This window comes from Paenibacillus sp. QJM3NY_38, assembly GCF_056173265.1.
Window position 1 is genome coordinate 3,141,172 of record NZ_CM149665.1, and the last position, 21,916, is coordinate 3,163,087.

23 protein-coding genes are annotated in these 21,916 nt (G+C 49.3%); 17 read left to right on the plus strand and 6 right to left on the minus strand.

Features of this window, described 5'->3' with window-relative positions:
- Nucleotides 1-107: 107 nt before the first annotated feature.
- From AC0VZ8_RS14595 to AC0VZ8_RS14615, 5 genes are all read left to right on the plus strand, one after another.
- Nucleotides 108-842: an AzlC family ABC transporter permease gene (locus tag AC0VZ8_RS14595; protein WP_475487324.1), complete on the plus strand. Its 735-nt coding sequence runs from the start codon at nt 108-110 to the stop codon at nt 840-842.
- Nucleotides 833-1,159 carry an AzlD domain-containing protein gene (locus AC0VZ8_RS14600; RefSeq protein WP_071224345.1) on the plus strand — a complete coding sequence of 109 codons (327 nt, stop codon included), beginning with the start codon at nt 833-835 and terminating at the stop codon, nt 1,157-1,159. Before AC0VZ8_RS14595 ends, AC0VZ8_RS14600 begins: the two co-directional genes overlap by 10 nt.
- 307 nt (nt 1,160-1,466) lie before the next feature.
- Nucleotides 1,467-2,180, plus strand: coding sequence for a glycosyltransferase family 2 protein (locus AC0VZ8_RS14605; protein ID WP_194542136.1), 714 nt, complete (start codon nt 1,467-1,469; stop codon nt 2,178-2,180).
- 11 nt (nt 2,181-2,191) lie between these two features.
- Nucleotides 2,192-3,421 carry a glycosyltransferase family 4 protein gene (locus AC0VZ8_RS14610; protein WP_475487325.1) on the plus strand — a complete coding sequence of 410 codons (1,230 nt, stop codon included), beginning with the start codon at nt 2,192-2,194 and terminating at the stop codon, nt 3,419-3,421.
- 17 nt (nt 3,422-3,438) lie between these two features.
- Entirely contained in the window at nt 3,439-3,603 is a 165-nt protein-coding gene (locus AC0VZ8_RS14615; RefSeq protein ID WP_475487326.1) for a hypothetical protein, read from the plus strand.
- A gap of 101 nt (nt 3,604-3,704) precedes the next feature.
- Here the strand turns inward: AC0VZ8_RS14615 and AC0VZ8_RS14620 are convergent, their stop codons facing one another.
- On the minus strand, nt 3,705-4,331 hold the full coding sequence (locus AC0VZ8_RS14620) for a DUF1796 family putative cysteine peptidase (protein ID WP_071224342.1): 627 nt from the start codon (nt 4,329-4,331) through the stop codon (nt 3,705-3,707).
- Between the two features lie 188 nt (nt 4,332-4,519).
- Between AC0VZ8_RS14620 and AC0VZ8_RS14625 the strand changes: the two genes are divergently transcribed.
- The 4 genes from AC0VZ8_RS14625 to AC0VZ8_RS14640 all read left to right on the plus strand — a co-directional run bounded on the left by AC0VZ8_RS14625 (nt 4,520) and on the right by AC0VZ8_RS14640 (nt 7,418).
- Nucleotides 4,520-4,855: a hypothetical protein gene (locus AC0VZ8_RS14625; RefSeq protein WP_475487327.1), complete on the plus strand. Its 336-nt coding sequence runs from the start codon at nt 4,520-4,522 to the stop codon at nt 4,853-4,855.
- A 15-nt stretch (nt 4,856-4,870) separates the two neighbouring features.
- Nucleotides 4,871-5,938 carry a glycosyltransferase family 4 protein gene (locus AC0VZ8_RS14630; RefSeq protein WP_475487328.1) on the plus strand — a complete coding sequence of 356 codons (1,068 nt, stop codon included), beginning with the start codon at nt 4,871-4,873 and terminating at the stop codon, nt 5,936-5,938.
- A gap of 146 nt (nt 5,939-6,084) precedes the next feature.
- Nucleotides 6,085-6,516, plus strand: coding sequence for an HTH domain-containing protein (locus AC0VZ8_RS14635; RefSeq protein ID WP_007127449.1), 432 nt, complete (start codon nt 6,085-6,087; stop codon nt 6,514-6,516).
- Nucleotides 6,517-6,551: 35 nt separating this feature from the next.
- Nucleotides 6,552-7,418: an IS3 family transposase gene (locus AC0VZ8_RS14640; RefSeq protein WP_244152659.1), complete on the plus strand. Its 867-nt coding sequence runs from the start codon at nt 6,552-6,554 to the stop codon at nt 7,416-7,418.
- Between the two features lie 105 nt (nt 7,419-7,523).
- Here the strand turns inward: AC0VZ8_RS14640 and AC0VZ8_RS14645 are convergent, their stop codons facing one another.
- Nucleotides 7,524-8,453, minus strand: coding sequence for an NAD-dependent epimerase/dehydratase family protein (locus AC0VZ8_RS14645; protein WP_071224339.1), 930 nt, complete (start codon nt 8,451-8,453; stop codon nt 7,524-7,526).
- Between the two features lie 178 nt (nt 8,454-8,631).
- Between AC0VZ8_RS14645 and AC0VZ8_RS14650 the strand changes: the two genes are divergently transcribed.
- The 6 genes from AC0VZ8_RS14650 to AC0VZ8_RS14675 all read left to right on the plus strand — a co-directional run bounded on the left by AC0VZ8_RS14650 (nt 8,632) and on the right by AC0VZ8_RS14675 (nt 15,424).
- On the plus strand, nt 8,632-10,557 hold the full coding sequence (locus AC0VZ8_RS14650) for an LTA synthase family protein (RefSeq protein WP_475487329.1): 1,926 nt from the start codon (nt 8,632-8,634) through the stop codon (nt 10,555-10,557).
- A gap of 195 nt (nt 10,558-10,752) precedes the next feature.
- Nucleotides 10,753-11,751: a biotin synthase BioB gene (bioB, locus tag AC0VZ8_RS14655; protein WP_475487330.1), complete on the plus strand. Its 999-nt coding sequence runs from the start codon at nt 10,753-10,755 to the stop codon at nt 11,749-11,751.
- A gap of 206 nt (nt 11,752-11,957) precedes the next feature.
- Complete coding sequence (locus tag AC0VZ8_RS14660; RefSeq protein ID WP_235613279.1) at nt 11,958-12,263, plus strand: rhodanese-like domain-containing protein; 306 nt, start codon at nt 11,958-11,960, stop codon at nt 12,261-12,263.
- A 150-nt stretch (nt 12,264-12,413) separates the two neighbouring features.
- On the plus strand, nt 12,414-12,752 hold the full coding sequence (locus AC0VZ8_RS14665; protein WP_260067476.1) for an antibiotic biosynthesis monooxygenase: 339 nt from the start codon (nt 12,414-12,416) through the stop codon (nt 12,750-12,752).
- A 172-nt stretch (nt 12,753-12,924) separates the two neighbouring features.
- Nucleotides 12,925-14,175 carry a DHH family phosphoesterase gene (locus tag AC0VZ8_RS14670; RefSeq protein ID WP_071224334.1) on the plus strand — a complete coding sequence of 417 codons (1,251 nt, stop codon included), beginning with the start codon at nt 12,925-12,927 and terminating at the stop codon, nt 14,173-14,175.
- 79 nt (nt 14,176-14,254) lie between these two features.
- Entirely contained in the window at nt 14,255-15,424 is a 1,170-nt protein-coding gene (locus tag AC0VZ8_RS14675; RefSeq protein ID WP_475487687.1) for a cell wall-binding repeat-containing protein, read from the plus strand.
- A gap of 284 nt (nt 15,425-15,708) precedes the next feature.
- Here AC0VZ8_RS14675 and qoxD read toward each other — a convergent pair whose 3' ends face one another.
- The 4 genes from qoxD to qoxA all read right to left on the minus strand — a co-directional run bounded on the left by qoxD (nt 15,709) and on the right by qoxA (nt 19,602).
- Nucleotides 15,709-15,996 (minus strand): cytochrome aa3 quinol oxidase subunit IV, encoded by a 288-nt coding sequence (gene qoxD, locus AC0VZ8_RS14680; RefSeq protein WP_071224332.1) that lies wholly within the window; start codon nt 15,994-15,996, stop codon nt 15,709-15,711.
- Between the two features lies 1 nt (nt 15,997).
- Nucleotides 15,998-16,594, minus strand: a complete 597-nt coding sequence (gene qoxC, locus AC0VZ8_RS14685) for a cytochrome aa3 quinol oxidase subunit III (protein WP_071224331.1) — start codon at nt 16,592-16,594, stop codon at nt 15,998-16,000.
- Entirely contained in the window at nt 16,591-18,534 is a 1,944-nt protein-coding gene (gene qoxB / locus AC0VZ8_RS14690; RefSeq protein ID WP_260067478.1) for a cytochrome aa3 quinol oxidase subunit I, read from the minus strand. Before qoxB ends, qoxC begins: the two co-directional genes overlap by 4 nt.
- Before the next feature lie 63 nt (nt 18,535-18,597).
- Nucleotides 18,598-19,602 carry a cytochrome aa3 quinol oxidase subunit II gene (qoxA, locus tag AC0VZ8_RS14695; protein ID WP_071224329.1) on the minus strand — a complete coding sequence of 335 codons (1,005 nt, stop codon included), beginning with the start codon at nt 19,600-19,602 and terminating at the stop codon, nt 18,598-18,600.
- Between the two features lie 474 nt (nt 19,603-20,076).
- Between qoxA and AC0VZ8_RS14700 the strand changes: the two genes are divergently transcribed.
- Nucleotides 20,077-21,255 carry a sensor histidine kinase gene (locus AC0VZ8_RS14700; protein ID WP_260067479.1) on the plus strand — a complete coding sequence of 393 codons (1,179 nt, stop codon included), beginning with the start codon at nt 20,077-20,079 and terminating at the stop codon, nt 21,253-21,255.
- Nucleotides 21,252-21,884 (plus strand): response regulator, encoded by a 633-nt coding sequence (locus AC0VZ8_RS14705; RefSeq protein ID WP_475487688.1) that lies wholly within the window; start codon nt 21,252-21,254, stop codon nt 21,882-21,884. Before AC0VZ8_RS14700 ends, AC0VZ8_RS14705 begins: the two co-directional genes overlap by 4 nt.
- The last annotated feature ends 32 nt before the right edge of the window (nt 21,885-21,916 follow it).

Below are 21,916 nucleotides of genomic sequence, written 5' to 3' on the forward strand. Positions count from 1 at the left end.
GGGCGCTTTTTTTGATGGGAAATGGTGTAACAGCGTTGACAAGGCGGCGGGAAGAATTCATAGTAATTAAAAATAGAATTGTAGAGTGAGAGAGGAATCGAACACAGATGAGCATCAAGTCAGAACGGCTCTCCGCTAGTATGGAGGGGAGCCAGGGAAACACCTATCTTCAAGGCTTCAAAGATTGTATTCCAACCCTCCTGGGCTACTTAAGCATCGGTTTTGCGGCAGGTGTTGTCGAGCGCACCGCAGGTTTCACCCTGCTCGAAATCGCGCTCATTTCGCTGCTGCTCTATGCGGGCTCCGGGCAATTTATTGCGGCAGGGATGATAGCGGCTGCTAGCCCGATCCTATCGATCATAGTTACGATATTTTTCGTGAATGCGAGGCATCTGCTGTTAAGCGCAGCGCTTGCTCCTTACTTTAAAGGTCTTTCTTCGGGCAAAAGCTTCTTCATCGGTTCCCTGTTAACCGACGAGACATTTGGTGTAGCGGCAGCCAAGGCCACCGAGCAGAAAAAACTCGGCTATAAATGGATGGTCGGCCTGAATATTACGGCGTATCTGTTCTGGTGCGCAGCCAATGTAGCAGGCGGTTTAGTCGGCGAGTGGATTCCCGAGCCGGAGAAGTTTGGCCTTGATTTTGCATTGCCGGGGATGTTTATCGGATTGCTGGCTCTGCAATGGATCAGCCGGAAGAAGTATAAACTGGATTTCATGGTGGTTATGACTGCCGCCGTTTCCGTGGTAGCTGTCAGTACAATTATGCCGGGAAGCGCGGCGGTCATAGTCGCGATTGTGGTTGCGGCTACTGCAGGGATGGTGATCGAACGATGGAAATAAGATGGCCTATCGCTATATTGATTATCGGTTGTGCTGTCGTAACCCTTATTCCAAGGGTTCTGCCGCTTATGATCCTGAGCAAGCTCCGCATTCCCGAGACGATGATCCGGTGGTTAGATCATGTCCCGATTGCCGTCATGGGAGCACTGCTAGCTCAGGAGCTGCTGTTATCGGATGGACGTGTAGATCCAGGGGGGCATTCACTAGAATTGATTGCAGCCGTGCCCGCTTTCCTAACCGCTTTTCTCACAAAAAGCCTGTTTGCCACCGTCATTGTCGGGATCCTGACTTTGGTGGGGCTCCGCTTGTTTTTCTAATTTAATATCGCATGGTTTCAGAAGCTGTTCTCCCAGCTGACAAGCGGGAGGACAGCTTGTTTTATGTGGTCGACAGCCCTCCCGGCATGCTGGACCATGTACTGTGTGTGCAGTGAGGGGGGGGGGGCGCACGATGTACAAGAAGCTGTTCCTAACGTTCATCCTATAAAAGCCGTCTGCCTGTTATTTGGTCAAATGTCAGGGGACAGGGGTCCCTTTCGGAATGCGAGTGCACTGCATATGGTGTACTAACCCATGATATGTATTGAGATCATATATCAAGTTAGGCAGAAGGAGGAGACAGGGGATGATGCCGACGGTTACGATAGTCATACCTTTCTATAACTGCCAGTATATACAGCAAGCATTGGAAAGTGCGGTACAACAAACGTACCCTGCCGTAGAAATCATTGTCGTAGATGATGGGTCAACTCAATATTCACATCTGATCGCACCCTACATGAACAGAGTCTACTATATGGGCAAGAGTAACGGCGGAACGGCCAGCGCCTTGAATCATGGCATTTTGCATGCTTCCGGTGATTATATTGCCTGGCTCAGTTCGGATGATCGTTATGTCCCCCAAAAGATTGAGCGGCAGATGTCGTATATGCTGAGCAGCGGACTCGATGTCACGTATACCGGTTTTTGCGTCATTGATGAGCACAACCGGGTGACAACGCCGTACGAAGGGATTCCCATGGCGTCTCATGCAGATTTGGCCCGTCAGCTCACGTATTCCAATCCGATTAACGGCTGCACGGTCATTATGAAGAAAGACTGGCTTCACCGGGTAGGTCTATTTAATCCACAGCTTCCCTACACTCATGATTTCGATCTTTGGATCCGTCTGTTAATGAGCGGAGCTTCTTTTGGATTCATACCGGATATGCTTACGATGTATCGGGTACATTCCCAGATGGGTACGGTCCGTCATCAAGCGAGAATTCTTCCAGAATATGAGATGGTGAAAAACAATTACCGCCATGTACTTGAGCATTTGGCTCAGCTTGGCCGATAATGGGGGATACCATGAAAATACTACTGGCAACCCATTGGCTACTCCCCCATGTTGGCGGAGTATATAACTTCATGCAGGAGCTCAAGAAACGTCTTAAACAGCTGGGTCATGAAGTTGATCTGCTCGGAAACAGTCCGGATTACAAGAAAATCCATATTGTCAACCAAAGGAAGGAACTAGCGAAAGAAGTTTTGCTGCCCATGCTGGAGGCAAAGCTTGATCCGCAGACGGCTCCTGGTTTGAATCAGCATAGTGCGATACGCTTTTATGAGCTCGAGCGTTACTGCATGGAGCTGGCGGCAGCCTATTTCGGGCTGGAGCAATACGATATCATTCATACACAGGATAGTTTTTCGACACGCTCTTTAAGTAGGGTAAAGCCCAAGCGCACGCCACTCGTATCGCATATCCACGGCTCTGTCGCACGTGAGATGAAGGACATATTTCGAAATAATCCTGCACAAGGCGTCAATGAAGGAAGTCCCGCCTGGCGTTATTTTCCAGCCATTGAGTATCATGCGGCCTTGTCCTCTGATTTAACGATTACGGCTAATCAATGGTCCAAGAATGTTCTTATGAGCGATTGCGGGGTACCTGATTATCGGATAACGGTGTTTCAATATGGTCTGGACGCTGAAGCGTTTCAGGCAAAATATAGAGCGGGATCGTCACATCGGCGACCACCTGGGAAAAAGGTCATTATCTGTCCGGCCAGATTGGTGTTCGTGAAGGGGATTCATGTGCTGCTTGAATCCCTTGCTATTCTCAAGCGGATGCGAAACGATTGGGTGTGCTGGATTGTAGGGGATGGCGCCATGCGAGGGCAACTGGAAGAGCAGGCCATAAGGACGGGTCTGCAGCATGAAGTGTTATTCCTTGGACAGCATGACAACGTTCCGGGGCTGCTCAGCCAATCGGATATCTTTGTCCATACTTGCATTCAAGATAACCAGCCGTACTCGGTTATGGAAGCCCAAATGGCAGGCCTCCCGAGCGTCGTATCGACCGCAGGGGGATTGCCCGAAATGGTAACTCACGGTTTCACGGGATTGTTAGCCCCTGTAGGAGATCCGGGAAGCACGGCCGAGCACCTCAATTTGCTGCTCCGAGATGAGGATTATCGAAAATTTCTGGGTGATAACGCCAAGACGTTCGCCTATAAGCATTGGTCCATGGATCTTATGATCGAACGTATGCTGAACATATACTACGGCGCCATCGCCCAGAAATCATTCCGGTAAAAAGGAGTGAGTAGCTTATGAATCAGCAAGCCTTTAACGTAATGAGTGATTTGTACAATAGGATTTTTGTCAATCAAAAATCCACTCCGGACGTATTGGTCGATTATGTTATTTGGAACCGAATATTTCAGTCGCTTCCGAAAGATTACAAGCTCCCGGATGAACCGGTAAACTATGTTTAAGAACCTATGTCAAATGGCAGACCAAGTTTTAATATTGGTCTGCCATTGTCGTATGGAGAAGGGAACATGTGATGATTCGATCCGAATCTCGTGTTATGAAGTTAGATCAAATACATGCCTTGGAACAGAAAACTCCAGCGAAAGCGGTTGCTGAACCAGATATCGACATTCGGCATTTTTACAGCGCAAACATGCTCTAAGTTCCAATCCAACATTTCTATTTCCTGGACAGGTTCATGATTGACGGCGAGCACATGGAAAGGTCCGTAGCATAGTTGTTTCAAAGAATCTACCAATTCCTTAATATCCTCGCGGCTGGAATCGGTTCGGATAAAGAGAATGCGGCCCCCGCTTCCCAACGTCTGCAGAAATCTGGCAATTCTACGATCATATTTAACCTTAACATCCGGATATCCCAGCAGATCGGGAGGGAAATTGTTATGCACATAAAAATCATGGTTAAGATAGAGGTCGTATTCTTGATCCCAGATATTATACAGCTCTTCACTAGCCTGATTAACCATGAGTAAGTTGGAATACACCAGCATGCCTTCAAACCGATTGCGAAGCATTCTTGATATTTGAGGCAGCACCGGAGTACCCATCCAATCGATAGGTCCGGCAAATCTGCGCAAACCGTGTTCTCTTAGCTCAATACCCGGCAAACAGTTGTTTCCCAAACTGAATATCGCATGGTAGGGGCCTTTGATATCTTGGAGGCTCAACATCCCTTGTCACCGATCCTTTCTTTAGATGTACTTACATTATATTAAATGCGAATTTGAAAGAATTGGCTTGGACCAGGGATCAAGTAACTCACAATTGGATGATCGTCACTATGGATATGCCCTTACACGCGAAGAGGTAGTTACATAACCTGATATTAATGATGCTGCCATAGCCAGGAGGGAATGAAATGTCCATCTTTCGTTTAGATGCAGTGGAGTATGGTCAAATTGATGCGCGGTATATCCAGTCGGTGGATCTAACGATTACCAATGCAGGAACTGAAGATTTTGATGTCCTCATACATGGATACCACCCCCATGGAGTCTATTATGTCGGACTGACTCATGTCGCAGTTGGAAATACAGTGAATGTTCCCAATATCACGAACCATAATATGGCATTCAGCCTTCTGCTTGTGACCAATATTAACCACGCGTTCACTACGCTGGTTACCTTACATGCCAAGAATGAGGGACAGCTTGTGGCCGTCTACTCACATTCTGATTTTCAAGTGATTGAATAAGGGGAGGGGTGCGACATGAAGGTGCTGTTCGTCTACTATGTGCCGAGCGGGGGGGTCGAGACATTAAACAGACAGCGATGCCGTGCACTGCGACTAGCCGGAATCGAGGCGCATTGCCTGTATTATAACTGGGGGTCCGGCATGCAGAATGCTGCGGACTTCCCCATCTACGTCACCCGCAATGACATCGAGATCAAGCACATCTTGGATTCGAATAATTTTGACGTCATCGTCGTTACGACGGATCACGCCAGTTTTCCGCGCTTTCGAATGCTGGGGTTCAAAGGGAAATTCGTGCTGGAGATTCAAGGGTATGGACCCAAGAGCGTTGCCCATGCGCAGCTTGCACAGGCAGTTCCATATGTGAATGAATATGCTGACGCGCTGCTCAATCCCAATACCCCGCATATTGCCGCTCTGTTCCGGGAGCTGTATCCGCATAAGCTGCAGTTTCATTTCAACAATTGTTTTGATAGTCAACGGTTCACGTACCATTCTTATCCGAGACCCTCAAGCCCTGTAATGGCATGGCTTGGACGGATCGAGGATAACAAGAATTGGCGAGAGTTTCTTCATGTCGGGCATGCGCTTAAGGGGCATGTTCCTGATCTCCAAATGTGGATGTTCGAGGATAGTGAGCTCAGCCAGCCGGCAGAAAGGGAGCAATTCCTATTACTCATTGATGAATTAGGCCTGTCGGATCGTTTAACCCTTCGGTCCAACGTGCCTAATGCCGAGATGCCTTATTACTATTCAATTATTGGAGACTCAGGCGGATTTCTGTGCTGCACTTCCAAGGTAGAGGGAGCACCTTATGCGGTGCTTGAGGCGATGAGCTGCCGCTGCCCGGTGTTGACAACCGATTCGGATGGGGTATCCACCTCCGTTCATCATAACTACACAGGCAAGTTTTATGTGCTCGGAAACATTGACCATGCCGTTACCGAAGCGCTTGAACTCATGAAGGAACCTGTTCTTCGTGAACAGATTCGAGACCAGGCGAAGAGACATGTCGAGCAGCATTTCAATCCGCATATCTATGCGATGAATTTTGCCGGCCTGCTTCAATCGATAGGGTTGTAAACCCGTGATCCAAAATTTCAGAGCGAAAAAAACAGCCTGATTCCTCCAGTTGAACTGTGACCCATAAGATGGACACTTTGAAAAAAGTGACTTCTTGTGGGTCATTTGTGTTTTAATCAAGGTATGTGACGAGGAGTGATACGAGAATGGGGAAGTTGAAACGGGTGCTCTTTACCGAGGAGCAAATGAGGAAGCTGGAGGAGAATCCAAACGTACACCATGTGACCGAGGCGGCCATTACATACACACCTGCATTCAAGCTGGAGGCGCTGAAAGCCTACAAGCAGGGGCAGACACCTTCAGAAATCTTTATTCGTGCCGGCTTCGACCTGGACGTTATTGGTCATAAGAAGCCCAAGGACAGCTTAAAACGGTGGCGTGAAACCTTCGAACTGTACGGTGAGGAAGGTTTGGCTACAGAGCGGCGCGGTAAGGGCAGTACAGGGCGCAAGCCAACTGGTCAGTTGTCAGCCGAAGAAGAATTGAAACGGGCTAAGGCCCAGATCAAACTGCTTGAAGCTCAAGTGGACATGCTAAAAAAGCTCGAAGCGCTCGATCGGCAGAAGAAGAAACGCTGACGCCCTCCGAGCGCTATGAGATCATAAATCGCACCATTCGGGCATATGGCCTGAAACGAATGACACGCTATCTATGCGAGCTCGTGGAAGTAAGTCCAAGCGGCTATTACAGGTGGCTGGGGACGGAAGAAGATCGTCAACTTCGTGCTGCCGCCGACGAGCAGGACATCCTTCTCATCAAGCAGCACTTTGACGCGCTCCGCGGCAAAGCAGGTGCGCTTGTGATTAAGATGCGGCTGGAACAGATAAGCGGCGTTGTCATGAACCACAAGAAGATTCGCCGGCTTATGAAAAAGGCAGGCTTGGTAGCCGTAATCCGTCAGGCGAACCCCTACCGCAAGATGGCTAAGGCAACTCAAGAGCACAAGACGTGTCCGAACCTGCTGGAGCGAAAGTTTGACCAAGGCGAACCTGAGAAAGTGTTTCTCACTGACATCACTTATTTGCGCTATGGAAGCGGACACTGGGCATACCTTTCCTGCGTGAAGGACGGGGCGACCAGGCAGATCCTTGCCGACAGCGTGGCAGCAACACTCGAGCTTCCAATTGTCGAGCGGACGCTACAGCGTCTTTTAGAGCGATTAGATGGAAACATTCATCCAGAAGCGATTCTGCACTCCGACCAAGGGATGCACTACACGCATCCTAAAACCCGTCTTCTCATTGCTAAGGCAGGATTTAAGCAGTCGATGTCGCGCAAAGGCAATTGCTGGGACAACGCCCCGATGGAATCATTCTTCGGTCACTTGAAAGACGACGTTGATTTTAGCGATTGCCAAACTATTGATGAAGTGAGGGTGCGAGTGAAGGAGTACATAAGCTACTACAACTCAGAACGATACCAGTGGACATTAAAAAAGATGACCCCCGATGAATTCAGAGGTCATCTGCTTGCTAGCTAAGCTCTAGGCGGTTTATTTCAAACTGTCCACAAATCGGGTCACAGTTCAAGTTGAGCGAGGAATCAGGCTGTTTTCTATGTTCTTTCTTCTAGCGTCGCCTGCCGTTTATTGGCTAAACGAGGATGTGCGAAGCCAGTGGCGGTAGGTTTCTTCCATGCCTTCTTCCAGGCTAAATAACGGACTCCACTGCAGCAATGCCCGGGTCCTCTCATTATTCAGGCAGCTGTGCAGAATATCGCCGTTCTTCGCGGGCAAATAGTGAACATCAATGCGGTCAGAATGCAGTCTGCTGATGTGATCGACGAGTGAATTGACGGTATGGCCGGTTCCGGTGCTAACATGTAGAACACTCTCGTCCCCGTGTTGAATGGAGGCGAGGTTTGCTTCAACAACATCCTTGACATAAATGAAGTCCCGGGTTTGCTCGCCATCGCCGTATATATGAAACGGAGCACCTTGACGCAGGCGGTCACCAAATACCGCCACAACACCGCCTTCCCCCTTCGCAGTCTGACCCGGACCGTAGACATTCCCATAACGAAGAATGGTGTACTGCAGGCCGAAGAAGCGGTGGTATAAGCGGATATATTGCTCGCCTGCCACCTTGGATAGGGCATAGAAGGAGATTGGATTAACCGGATCATCCTCCGTCAGCTGAGATTTCTCCAGATCTCCATATACGCCAGAAGTCGAAGCAAACACAATCTTACGGACTCCAGCCTTGCGGCAAGCTTCAAGTACATTGATGGTGCCCATTACATTCGCATCCGCATCAAGCCGAGGCTCCTTGATCGACCGCTGCACATCGGCCTGTGCGGCCAAGTGGAACACAACGTCCGGCTTCAGCACGGAGATATACGCCGTTGTCTGCTGGCTGTTTACATCGGCAACATGTAAAATCGCCTCGCTGTGAAGGCGACCTGGATCTCCGGTTGTGAGGTTATCAATCACATGGACTTCATAGCCTTGATTCACGAGTCCGTTCACCAGGTGGGAGCCGATAAAGCCTGCTCCGCCGGTTACAACCATCTTCATGTCTTATACCCTCCAGCCTTTTGTTTGGGATGCTTTATCCTACGTGATACGTAAGGATCATGCATTGGACAATTGACAGGGAGGGCGAAGGAATGGGCAGATTAGATTGACGTTTACATTCCTGTTATAATGGAAGCTGCAATTTAACATTATTTTTACACAAAAGAGGGAATGGAAAATGGAACGCTACCTTGAACAAAGGTTGAGATTATGCATACTCGTTTTTTTGACGCTCTTATTGAAGTTGATCCTTCTAAGAGTGTTTCTGTTTAATGGCGTCGCATGGGGTAAGGTGCTTACCGACGCGTTATCCCTGTTGGCGCTGATTAGCTTTCTGGAGCTGCTCCTGCCGGTAAGAGGCAAAAAGATGGTCTATGTGATCTTAAATGTCGGATTATCTTTCATCATGTTTGCGTCCGCTGTTTATAACGTTCATTTCGGGTCCATACCGACATATACCGCGCTTGCGGGGATCGGGCAAGTAAACCAGGTGAGAGCCAGCATTACGGCTTTGTTAGAGCCGGAGCACTTTCTCTTCTTCCTGGACCTGCTGGTCCTAGTGATCATATGGGCGGTTCGAAAAATTCGTTCCCGCACCCGAGGAGGATTGCATTTTGGCGGAGTCCGTTCCAGTTATTCCGTTTCCTATTCGCGCAGGCCTGGCATGAAGTGGCGCATATCCATGATGGTTGTGCTGGTCATTGCGGGTGTTCTGTCCGGACTTATCATCCGTAAAGAATGGGGAATCGAGAATGAAATCGTGCGAGCGGAGCAAATGGGATTCATGAATTACCAGGTTTCCTCCGTGATCCGGATATCGCAGGAGAACCGTGCGCTGGCCGAAGGGAGTCTGCAAGACACGATTCTGCGCTCCCAGCAGCTCCTGGCGACGTATCCTTACGTTAAGGAAGCAAAGGACAAGCCGGACTACTACGGTGCTGCCAAAGGCAAAAATCTGATCATCGTTCAGATGGAATCGCTGCAGAATTTTCCGGTTGGTCAGTCCCTGAATGGCCAGGAGCTGACACCGGTGATGAACCAGCTCGCAGATGGCGGCCTGTATTTCCCGCATGTTTTCCAACAGATCGGGCAAGGCAACACTTCGGATGCCGAATTTGCGGTCAATTCATCGATTTATCCAACCGGAACGGTGGCGATGTCCACCGGATTCGGGAATAAAGAGCTGCCAGGTCTGCCGCGTCTCTTGAACAAGCACGGTTATGTTACGACGACATTCCACGTGAATGACGTGAAGTTCTGGGATCGAAGCAAAATGTACCCGGCGCTTGATTTTCAGCATTATTACGACAAGCCCTACTTCACGAATGATAACTTCAATGAGTTTGGACCTTCCGATGAAGAGCTGTTCCGTGTCGGCGTGGATAAGCTGCTGGAGAATCAACAGCAAAACAAGCCTACCTATGCCCATTACATCACGGTATCCAACCATTCGCCATATCATGTGAAGGATGAATTTGCGAAGATCACTCTGCCGGCTGAACTGGAAGGGACCCATCTGGGGAATTACCTGAAGTCGGTGAATTATTCGGATTATGCACTCGGTACTCTGGTTGACCGTCTGAAGCAGAACGGATTGTGGGATGATACCGTATTGGTGGTGTACGGGGATCACTTCGGCATCAATCCGGCAGAAGCCGACGCCGAGATGATCTCGTCAACGCTGGGCATTCCTTACCATGAGCGGGTCAGCCGATTTAATATCCCGCTTGTCATTCATGTACCCGGCATGAAGGAAGGAAAGGTCATCGAGCAGGTGGGGGGTCAGGTCGATATTCTGCCAACCGTCGCTAACCTTTTAGGCGTATCGCTTGACGATGAAGGCTTTAACGCATTTGGGCATGACTTGCTGAATGTGGACCGCAATGTAATCGGGATGAGATATTATTTACCGACAGGCTCTTTCTTTAATAATGACATTCTGTTCGTTCCCGGTGACGGATTTGAGGATGGCACGGCGGTTTCACTGGAGACGCTCGAGCCCGTCACGGACATCACGCCGTATCGCGGCGATTATGACTATATTCTGCAGTTAATGAAGCTGTCCGATGAATATGTGAAAATGCTGCCCAAGCGAGCGCCATAAAGCCCAATGAGTAATTAACGAGGAAGAGGATTGTTTCATCAAGCCGAGCTGGCATGGATGAAGCAATCCTTTTTTTTGTAAAAGCTGCCATGAAGGATTGTCACTGTTTTGTCATCTATGCTATTATTACCCTTATTGTTAACCTAATCATGATTTAAAATGGTTTACATTTAAACAGAGAGGGAGAATGAAGATATGACGACTCAAATCCATTATGATTGGGCGAAGCTGGCTGATCACGTTGTGCGAGGGCATGAAATAACGCCGATTGAGGCTTTGGCCATTCTGAACAGCGAGGATCAGGAACTGCTGTCTGTTATGCAAGCTGCATATCGAATCCGCCGCGAGTATTATGGGAACAAGGTTAAGCTGAACATGATCGTTAACGCAAAATCCGGTCTGTGTCCTGAAGATTGCGGATACTGCTCCCAGTCCATCGTGTCGGAAGCGCCTATTGATAAATACGCATGGCTTACCAAAGACAAAATTCTCGAAGGCGCGCGTGAGTCGATTCGCCGGAAGGCGGGAACCTATTGCATCGTTGCTTCCGGTCGTCGTCCTTCCAATCGGGAGATAGATCATGTAGTCGCAGCAGTGAAGGAGATTACACAGACGACTCAGCTGAAGGTGTGCTGTTGTCTGGGCTTTTTGAATGAGGATCATGCGCGCAAGCTCGCTGATGCCGGCGTGCATCGATATAACCACAATCTGAATACTTCCAAAGATAACTATGAACAGATTACGACCACGCATACATACGATGACCGCTTAGATACCGTGAAGCAGGCAAGCTCTTCCGGAATGTCCCCTTGTTCCGGAGCCATTTTCGGAATGGGCGAGAGCCTGGAAGAGCGGGTGGAGATTGCGTTTGCTCTGAAATCGCTTGGAGCCGATTCGATGCCTTGCAATTTTCTGAATGCGATTGAAGGGACTCCTCTTGAAGGACGTAAAGAATTGACCCCGATGATGTGCTTGAAGATTCTTGCCATGATGCGGTTTGTTAACCCTGCGAAGGAGATTCGGATTGCAGGGGGACGTGAAGTGAATCTGCGCTCCTTGCAGCCGTTGGGATTATATGCGGCCAATTCGATATTCATCGGCGATTATTTAACAACAGAAGGCCAGGCCCATAACGCAGACTGGGAATTGATTGAAGACCTAGGGTTTGAAATTGAGGAATGCGCTCTGTCATGATGTATTGACATTTAAGCATGAAGCACATACTATATACCCGTAGGGGTAGGGTATGGAAGTTGAAAGTTCCATGCTCACTAAGCATCAAGTCGATGCACATGACAATGATGGGGGAATGCTTTGTGCTGATTGCATCTGCCGCTCTGATTATAATTATACTCAGTTTATATTACCGAAGGTATGTACCTATATCTGGCTTGCGGTTCATGAAGTGCAGTGATCTTCGACAGGCCCAGAAGGAATGTCCGAATCTGAAAGTGCTCGATGTACGTGATGTGTCCGATTATATGGCTTGTCCGCGGAAAGAGACGATTAACATCTCTCTCGGAAGGTTGCCTTATGTGTGGGAGCAGGAGCTGAAACCCGATGACTCCGTGGTCATTGTAACGCCCAAGCGTTCGGATGGAATCCTGGCTGCGCGCAAGCTGAAGAAGGCCGGCTTTACTTCGCTTTTTTATTTACAGGAGGATTGCACAGCTTGCAATTCCATGCAGCACATTTCACTGAATTAATGACGATCTGATCAGCAGACTTATGCTGGTCAGATTTTTTTTGTTTTTCGGGTAAGGGGATCAAATTTGACAATGATAATCGTTATCATTTAGAATAAAAGAATATCGTTCATATTACGGTTATTTTCGCTAAGGGAGTGTTCGTTGAATATGTTGATCGAGACGAAAACGATTATTGTTAAGGCAGGCACATCCAATCTGGTTGTAGAGCGTTTCAGCAAGCCCGGACCCATAGAAGAAATTGAAGGTTTCATTGATCTGAATGTCCTTGTCAAAAATGCAAAGCGTACCGACGAAACGGAAGAGGTCATCGTCATGATTCGCTGGGAATCCAAAGAGGCGTGGAAACGCTGGGAGACCAGTCCCGCGCATATTCAAGGACATCGTGATAACCGAGGCAAGCCGCAGCCTGAGCATGTGATTAGCTCCAGTCACGGCATGTATGAGGTTATGGCAACCAAAGGACCGAGACCTGTTCAAGAGGCATAATAATTTAATTATCCAAAAAGAAGCGGCTGTTAAAGCTGCTTCTTTTTTTTGCTGCATTGTACCATCGGGTAGGGCTGACAGGGGGTTAAAACGGCAGATTTTAGGGAACTGTAAAGGGATGAAAGACTTGGATCAGCTATACATTCAACCTACTGTTTGGAGGAAGTCACCTATGTATCATCTGTACAGCCATAATGATCTGGATGGTGTCGGTTGCGGCATTATCGCCAAATGCGCTTTCGGCGAAGGAATTGATGTCCGTTACAACTCCATTCACGGATTGAATCAACAAGTCGCGAGGTATCTGAACCGGACTTCCTTGCAGGATAATCCGTATGATGTGTTGTTTATTACGGATTTGTCGGTCGCTCCGGATATGGAGAAGGAACTGAACGTGTTTGTCGAAGAGGGAGGGCAGGTGCAGCTTATCGATCACCATAAAACGGCTCTTCACTTGAATGAATATAGCTGGGGGCAAGTGGACGTCACGCATCGGGACGGCCGCTTGGCATCGGCAACCTCGTTATTCTATGAATATTTAATCGAGCATGGACATCTTGGCAGAAGTGAAGCGCTGGATGAGTTTGTAGAGCTGGTTCGCCTCTATGATACGTGGGAATGGGAAGAGAACCAGAAGGTTGAGGCTAAACGCCTGAACGATTTGTTCTATATGTTGTCCCTTGACGAGTTTGAGAGCAAGATGACGCAGCGTCTGCGGGAGCAAGGTGGCTTCTTCTTTGATGAGTTTGAAGAAAAAATATTGGACATGGAAGAGAATAAAATCGATCGCTACATCCGCCGCAAACAGCGAGAGCTCATTCAGACCTTCGTGGGGGAGCATTGCATAGGCATCGTATATGCCGAATCCTATCACTCTGAACTTGCCAGTGAGCTGGGAACGACGTATCCCCACCTGGATTACATTGCCATTTTGAACATGGGGGGGAGGAAAATGAGCCTTCGCACCATTCATGATCACGTGGACGTGTCCGATGTGGCGATGCGGTACGGGGGAGGCGGTCATCCCAAAGCAGCGGGGTGCACGATCACAGAGGAAGTGTATCAGTTATTTGCTGCTGAACCGTTCGAGCTGGAACCGATCCGGTTCGATGCTTCGCGGAATCAGTTCAACATTAAGGGGGCGGAGTCCGGCGTTCTATACGAAAGCTGGGGCGAGGATCTGCTATTTGTTTATGCCAACGCCGGGGAATGGATTGTCGAGTGGAACGGGGAACCCCTCCCATTCCGGTTCAGATCGTTCGAGGAGGCGGAGCGGCACATGAAGCGGCAGTATGGCGTCTGGCTGTCCCGGGATGACGTGTTTGTGAAGATGCTGAAGGAGCAATGGGTGCGAAACCGAACCAATGATCGTCCAGGCCTGCCGCTGGATATGGACGAGGAGAAGTTAATGGAAGATCTGTAGATGTAACAGCATCAAGAGTGGAGTAGATCAATCCTAGAGACGCTTCATTGTTAGACAGGAGGAATATACGGTGAAAAAAATGATCGCTGGCTGGGCTCTTGCCCTGTTAACGGCAGGGATCCTCGCATGGAGTCAGACCCAAAGTCATTCCGAACCCTCCATCCCCTCGGCTGTTCACAGCAAAGAGCTGCTGAAGGATGTTCCTGTACCATGGTCCGCTACGAAGAACACCATTCGATTGAATACATCCGATCCTGTAAATGCGGCCGTACTGACCTCCAAGACGCTGTGGCAGTCCACGAATGAGCATAGTCGACCGCAGACGGTGATTCTGGTGGATGCGGCTCAATGGTCCATAGCGGCCGTGAGCGTCGATCTGACGCAGCTTAGCGAAGGGCCGCTGCTGTTTGTGGAAGAAGAGGGGATTCCCAAGGAAACGCTGGAAGAGCTGCGGCGGTTGAAGCCAAGGGGAGCGGAGCATAACAAGGGCATTGAGATTATCACCGTCGGACCAATCTCGGATCAGGTGATGAAGGAGCTGAACGGGCTTGAATACAAGCTTGATCACATTGCTGCCGGGGAACCTGAAGCAGCAGCAGCCGCGATTGATGAATATGCAGCTAAGGTATCCGGATCTGTACCTACCTCGGTTATTGTCGGATCGATGGACCGTCCGGATTATACGCTCCCCGCGGTGAGCTGGATTGCCCATATGCCGGAAACGATGCTGTATGTTGACGAGAAGAATGTCCCTGATGAGACAGCACAGGCGCTTCATAAGCGGAAAGGGAAAGCGAATATCTATATCATCGGCCCGGAAAAGGTGGTATCCCGGGCAGTAGAGGACGAGCTGCGGCAATATGGTAAGGTGACGCGAATATCCGGGGATGACCCATTCGAGAATGCCGTTCAATTCGCGCAGTTCAATGATCCTGTAACAGGCTTTGGTTGGGGCGTTCAATCACCGGGGTACAGTCTCTCGTTCTCGACACCAGAGTCCCCCGTATTGTCCATTGCAGCCGCTCCATTGTCCCATATGGGCAAGCATGCCCCTTTATTGTTTACGGAGCGCGACGGGGTGCCACGCTCCATTACGAAGTATGTTGAATCGATCCGCCGTCAAAGTGCTGCGTCCAGGGGGGATGCTCCGTACAATCACGCCTGGATCATTGGAGACGAACAGACTCTGACCATGAAGCTCCAGGGCGAGATTGATGAGATTTTGGATATGGAGTCTGGACATAACTAATGGACCCTCATATTGCATTGGCAGATGAAGTTGGATATTGAATGTAGAAAGAAACCGTTCCTCGTAATCGGCAGCCGCACTGCCAGGTTACCGAGAAACGGTTTTCTTTTTTGTATGTCTAAAGGATGGAAAGATCGATTCGTGCTCGTTGCGTCGCAAAACAGAAAAAGAGGGCACCCCGCCAGATCTAACATCTTTTGGGACACCCTCTATGATATTGGATGAAATATGTTCAGGCTGCGAACATTCATCGTTACATTGCAAATTCAGAGATATTCGCAGGATTAAGCATACCAGCCCCATACGAAGATGAACAGCGTTCCGAAAATCGTGACAAGGCCAACGAACAGAGCGAAGGCAATGTTGATGTAAACGGATTTTTTGTCATCACTTTCCCCGACGTGCATGAACAGCATGAGCTGAACGGCTGCCTGCAGGATCGCGGTGATCAGCAGAACGGCCAATTTCGAAGCTGCCGGCATATCAAGCAGAACGACAAGTGCAACTGCTGAAAGGACGAGAGACGATATATAACCCGCTACATGCTTAATTGGAAACAGCTGTTTTATCATGTCACATCAGTCCTTTCAAGTATACAAAGCTGAAAATGAAGATCCACACAACGTCCAGGAAGTGCCAGTAGAGCGAGAAGATGAAGGACTTGTTGGCTGTGGAATGATCCAGTCCATGCTTTTTAAGTTGAATCAGAATGGCAGTTCCCCACAGGAGACCGAAGGTAACGTGAGCTCCGTGCGTGCCAAGCAATGTGAACAGGCTGGAGGAGAAGGCGCTGGTTGAGAGCGTTACTCCTTCATGCACATAGGTGAAGAATTCGAAGATCTCGATCCCGAGGAATCCCGCACCCAGCAGCAGGGTGATGATCATAAAGATCATCATCTGCTTTTTCAGGCCAAGACGCATCGCATGAACAGCCAAACCGATGGTGAAGCTGCTCGTTAAGAGCAGGAACGTCTCAAGCAGGACCGGCGTAATTTCAAAGATTTCCGCTCCGCTCGGACCGCTGGCAAAGCGGTTCACGAGAACGAAGTAGACGGTAAACAAGGTGGCAAAGAGCGCAATTTCAGCTCCGAGGAACAGCCAGAAGCCAAATATTCGATTACGGTTTTCCTCTGTTCCATATTCCAGCGGCTGAGTGGCATCTATTTTCATACCGTATCACCCCGCAGTTTCTGTTCGGTTTGAACAATCTCTTCAACCGGAATGTAGTATCCGTGATCACGGTCGAAGGACATGGTTGCCATAATAATCAATACCGCGATACCGGCAACGATGGATGGAATCCACCAGCTGAATACCAGGAAGAAGCCAAGGAAGAAGAAGGCGATACCCAGTATAAACGGTTTTCCGGTGTTGCTTGGCATATGAATCTTCGTGATTTTCTCATCTGAAAGCGGCTCATTGTTTTTCTTCGAGAACCAGAAGGCGTCGCGGCCCTTGACTTTCGGCGTTACCGCAAAGTTGTACACAGGAACCGGACTTGGCGTTGACCATTCCAGTGCGCGTGCATCCCATGGATCTCCTGTTTTGTCGCGCGGCTCGTACCGTGTACTCCAGTAGATGTTGTATACCAGAAGGATGAATCCGATCGCCAGTCCAATTGCGCCGACCATCGACAGCATATTCAGCGGGCCAAAGCCGGTTTCGGCTGAATAGGTGTACGTACGGCGGGTCATCCCCATCAATCCCAGGAAGAACATCGGGAAGAACGTTACATTAAATGAGATGGCAATGAACCAGAATGCGATTTTGCCCAGCTTTTCATTCAGACGGAAGCCGAACACTTTAGGGAACCAGTAATGGAAACCGGCAATGACGGCGAATACGGCGCCTGGAATGAGCACATAGTGGAAGTGGGCAACCAGGAACATCGTATTATGATACTGATAGTCGGCGCTGGCCATCGCCAGCATAACGCCGGTTACGCCGCCGATCGTGAAGATCGGAATAAAGGCAAGCGAGTAGAGCATCGGCGTCGTAAAGCTGATTCGACCCTTGCGAAGCGTAAAGAGCCAGTTGAATATTTTGATCCCGGTCGGTACGGCAATCGCCATCGTTGTGATGGAGAAGAAACCGTTGACCATGGCCCCTTGACCCATCGTGTAGAAATGGTGGGCCCATACCAGGAAGGACAATCCGGAAATAATCGCCATGCTTAATACCATGGAGCTATAACCGTACAAGTTCTTTTTGGAGAAGGTCGAGATAATCTCACTGAAAATACCGAATGCCGGCAGAATAACGATATACACCTCAGGGTGACCCCATACCCAGAACAGGTTGGCCCATAGCATATCCATACCGCCGTTCGCCATCGTGAAGAATTGGGAACCAAAGATGCGGTCGAACATCATAAGCAGGAGCGCAATCGTAAGAACAGGGAAAGCAAAGATAATGATGACACAAGTGATCAGTACAGACCACGTAAACATCGGCATGCGCATCAAGGTCATGCCCGGGGCACGCATCTTCAGTATCGTTACGATAAAGTTAAGACCTGTAAGCAACGTACCAATACCTGAGATCTGAAGTGACAGAGAGTAGTAGTTATTGCCGACCGTCGGACTGAATTCGATACTGGCCAGCGGGAAGTAAGCGGACCAGCCGGCATCCGGCGAACCTCCGATAACGAAGGAAATGTTGAACAGCATCGCGCCCGCAAAAAACAACCAGAAGCTGATTGCGTTCAGTTTAGGGAATGCTACGTCACGGGCGCCGATCTGGAGCGGAATGATGACGTTCATCAGACCGAAAATAAACGGCATGGCCATAAAGAGGATCATGATGACCCCGTGAGTCGTGAATACTTCATTGTAATGCTGCCCGGTCAGAAACTTCATCTCCGGTGCGGCGGTTTGCGCACGCATCATGATCGCGTCCACGCCTCCGCGGAACAGCATGATCAATGCACAGATGATGTACATGACACCAATTCTTTTGTGATCCACGGTCGTCAGCCATTCCCGCCACATGTAACCCCACTTCTTGTAATAGGTCAAACCGAAGAGGATTGCGAGCGAGACGAGCACGATACTCACCATGGCGCCGTAAATTAACGGATCACCGGTAACGAAAAATTCGTCCCATTTCATAAAGGCCTAGCTCCTTTCTGGATGTATGAAGTAGATCGGGTGAACAACGTTTCACGCACCGATTTAATGTCCTTCATGTTGATGATTTGGGCTTTCTTCAGCCGGGAAGTTCGGAAGCGGTTCGTTCGGATCCACGTTCGTTTCGCTGTCAAATTCCGTTTCTTCCGTTGTTGCAGGATCCGGGTGGACGTCTTTATGGTCCTGATGCTCCTCATTGCCGTTGACATCGCCGCCATGGTGATGATCTTCGGATGGCGGCGGACTGAATTCCAGATGCGTATTGGAGAAAGTCATCCGACCGACATGCGCGGTATCCAGAAGCTTCTTGAACTCATCTTCCTTCAGTTCAGGCGCGGTGTCCTTTACATCCTTAACCCACTCATCGTACTCGGCAGAGGTCATGGCAAGAGCTTCGAACTCCATATGGGCAAAGCCTTCGCCGTTGAAGTTCGCGTTACGGCCCATCATCGAACCCGGTACGTCGGCAACCATGTTCAGCTTGGTGATCATGTCGCTCATCGCGTACTTCTGTCCGTGAAGCTGAGGAATCCAGAAGCTTGTGATCGGACCGAATGAATACAGCCTGAACTCGATCGGACGATTGGTCGGAATGTTCACGTAATTGACAGTCTCGATTCCTTCTTCCGGATAACTGAAGTGCCATTTCCAGTTCGAGGAGGAAGCGTAAATAACCAGAGGCTCTTGGTTCTCGTAGCCTTCAGGCACATTCTCGACGGCCACCGTCGTTTTGACCGTTACGACCGAGAGCACGGCAACGATCAGAATCGGAATGGCAGTCCACAGAATTTCCAGCCATTTGTTGCCCTCTTCATGAGGCGGCTCGTAACCTTCGTTGGATTTCTTGGCTCGATATTTGGTAAGCATGTAGATATAGAGCGCGTAAACTACCGCTAGAATTCCGACCATCATGAGAATGGAGAATATGATTGTATCGGATAGGGTTCTGGCAGCCGGTCCTTTCGGATCTAATACCGTGAGCGAGCTGCATCCCGATAAGAGCAAGGTAAAGCATAATAACAATGCAAATAACGGCCCTCTTTTGTTCATGATGTACCCCTTTCCTTGAAACGTTCGTTCGATTCAATGTTACTGACACATCTATAGTAGAAAGTTCCGCTCGGCTTTGCAAAACACATAAACTTGTATAATTAACAAATTAATCCACATTCGTGTCAATGTATGTAATTTTATGTGTTCAATTTGTTACAAAAGGGTACGGTTGTGAGCGAAATCATTGTAGTGGCGCGGTTTTGAGGCAGTTCATACTTTGTTCAAACATTCACGAGAGTTACCAGTTTCGTCACAATTCCGGGCCTGTTTTTCGCCGCAATCGACCCCTAAGCCTGCCGAATAAATCCCTGTATTAGTAAGGGTTTAAAGGTGTATGTATATTTTTTCACAATAAACTCGAAGCGTTTTTTTATTTCCAGTTTACTTATTTCCCCAGTAGGCGCGATGAGGCATGTGATATGATATAACTAAAAATTGGTACGGGATTTTTGTCTGGGAATTGTGAAACTCTTGATAGGAAAGAGAGGGGAGCAAGTGCGGTCGTTCTGGATATGGTTTTTATTTCTTGTTTTGAGCTGGCTGGGCGCCTTCGCTCCTGTGCTCCAGCATGTTAATCCGGATCAGTTGCCTTGGAGGCTGGGGAGCAGCGCCATTTTTTTCATGGCCTTTTTTTTGGCGCCATTATTCCGTGCCAGGCCTGCAATGCTATTTGTCACACTGCTCGTAGCGTCGGCATTTTCCGTTATTTCCTTATGGCCGACCAATACGACTGCAACGAACCCGTACATTTTGCTGGTTTATTCCATCCTGGCGGGAAAAGCCGTGTATCGGCTCCCATTCGTTCATGCTGCCTGCATTGGTCTTGTTCTGGCTGCAGGTGCCATGGTGCCGGGTTTGTTCGGATACCCCGAGTTTCCGTGGTTCTTCCTCGTTTTATACTCGGTTATGCTTGCGATGGGGCTGGCCTTATTTCGCACCGTCTTCTCCCGTAATGAAGAGTCAAGAGTGCGATATGAAACGCTGCTCAGTGAGTATCGTAATATGAAGCGTCGCCTGATTACGGATGAGCAGCATGCCAGGCAGGAGGAGCGGGCTCAGGTCGGCCGCGATATCCATGACTCCGTTGGGCATAAATTGACGGCACTGCTCATGCAGCTTGAGATGCACCGGATGCAGGCAGAGGGGGAAACCGCCGAGGTTCTGAAGGGGCTCAAAGCCCTTGCCAAGGAAAGTCTGGAGGAGACCAGGAACGCGGTGAAATCCATGAAGCAGCAGGAGACCAGCGGATTGCCCGCGATCATCGGACTTCTCCGGCGGTTGGAATCCGAGAGCTTTATGCGCGTAACGCTAACGGCGCGGCATGGAGCCTTAACCGTACCTTTAAACAATATCCAATCCATTGCGGTATACCGTGCGGTTCAGGAAGCCATGACCAATGCGATGAAGCATGGGAGCACGCGAGAAGTGCATATCATTTTTGAAGCGCCGGGAGGCGGCATATTCCGTTTTGAGGTAAGCAATCCGTATCACCGGAAACGCGATACATACCGGGAGGGCTATGGTTTAAAAGCGATGCAAGAGCGAATGGAAGAGGCTGGGGGCGAGCTTCAAATCTCCCAGTACGATAACCAATTTATCGTTCGCGGAACGTTGTTCATGTCCAAGTTAATAGAGGAGGGAGTCCGCTGATACGTATATTATTGGCAGAGGATCAGGCCATGGTTCGTCAAGGTCTGAAGATGATGATCGAAAGCGATTCGGATATGCTGGTTGCCGGTGAAGCTGGTAACGGCAAAGAGGCTGTGGCTTTATGCGAAAACCATATCTTTGATGTCGTCGTACTCGATATCCGAATGCCGGAGATGAACGGATTGGAGGCTGCCCGCATCATACGTTCACGCTGGCCGAAGACAAAAGTGCTGATGCTGACGACGTTTAACGACGATCAGTATGCGGTCGAGGCGCTAAAGAGTGGGGCAAGCGGATACATGTTGAAGGAGGCGGAGCCGGAGGCTTTGATCCGCTCGATTCGAAGCTGCTTGAGCGGTGGATTGTCGCTCCAAGAGGATGTGGCGGCCAAGGTGATCCCCAAACTGCTGGGAGAGAAGAAAGCACCCGTCGTTGATGCTTCGATTACCCCGCGGGAGCTGTCCATCATGCGTCTGGTAGGGGAAGGGCGCAGCAACCGCGAAATCGCAGACGAGCTGGGTTTGTCAATCGGAACGATCAAGAATCACGTCAGCCAGATTATGTACAAACTTGATCTAAGAGACCGGACACAGCTGGCGATTTATGCTATACGGCACAATGTGGTTTGATTCGCGAGAGAGGACGATATCCCGTTAAATCC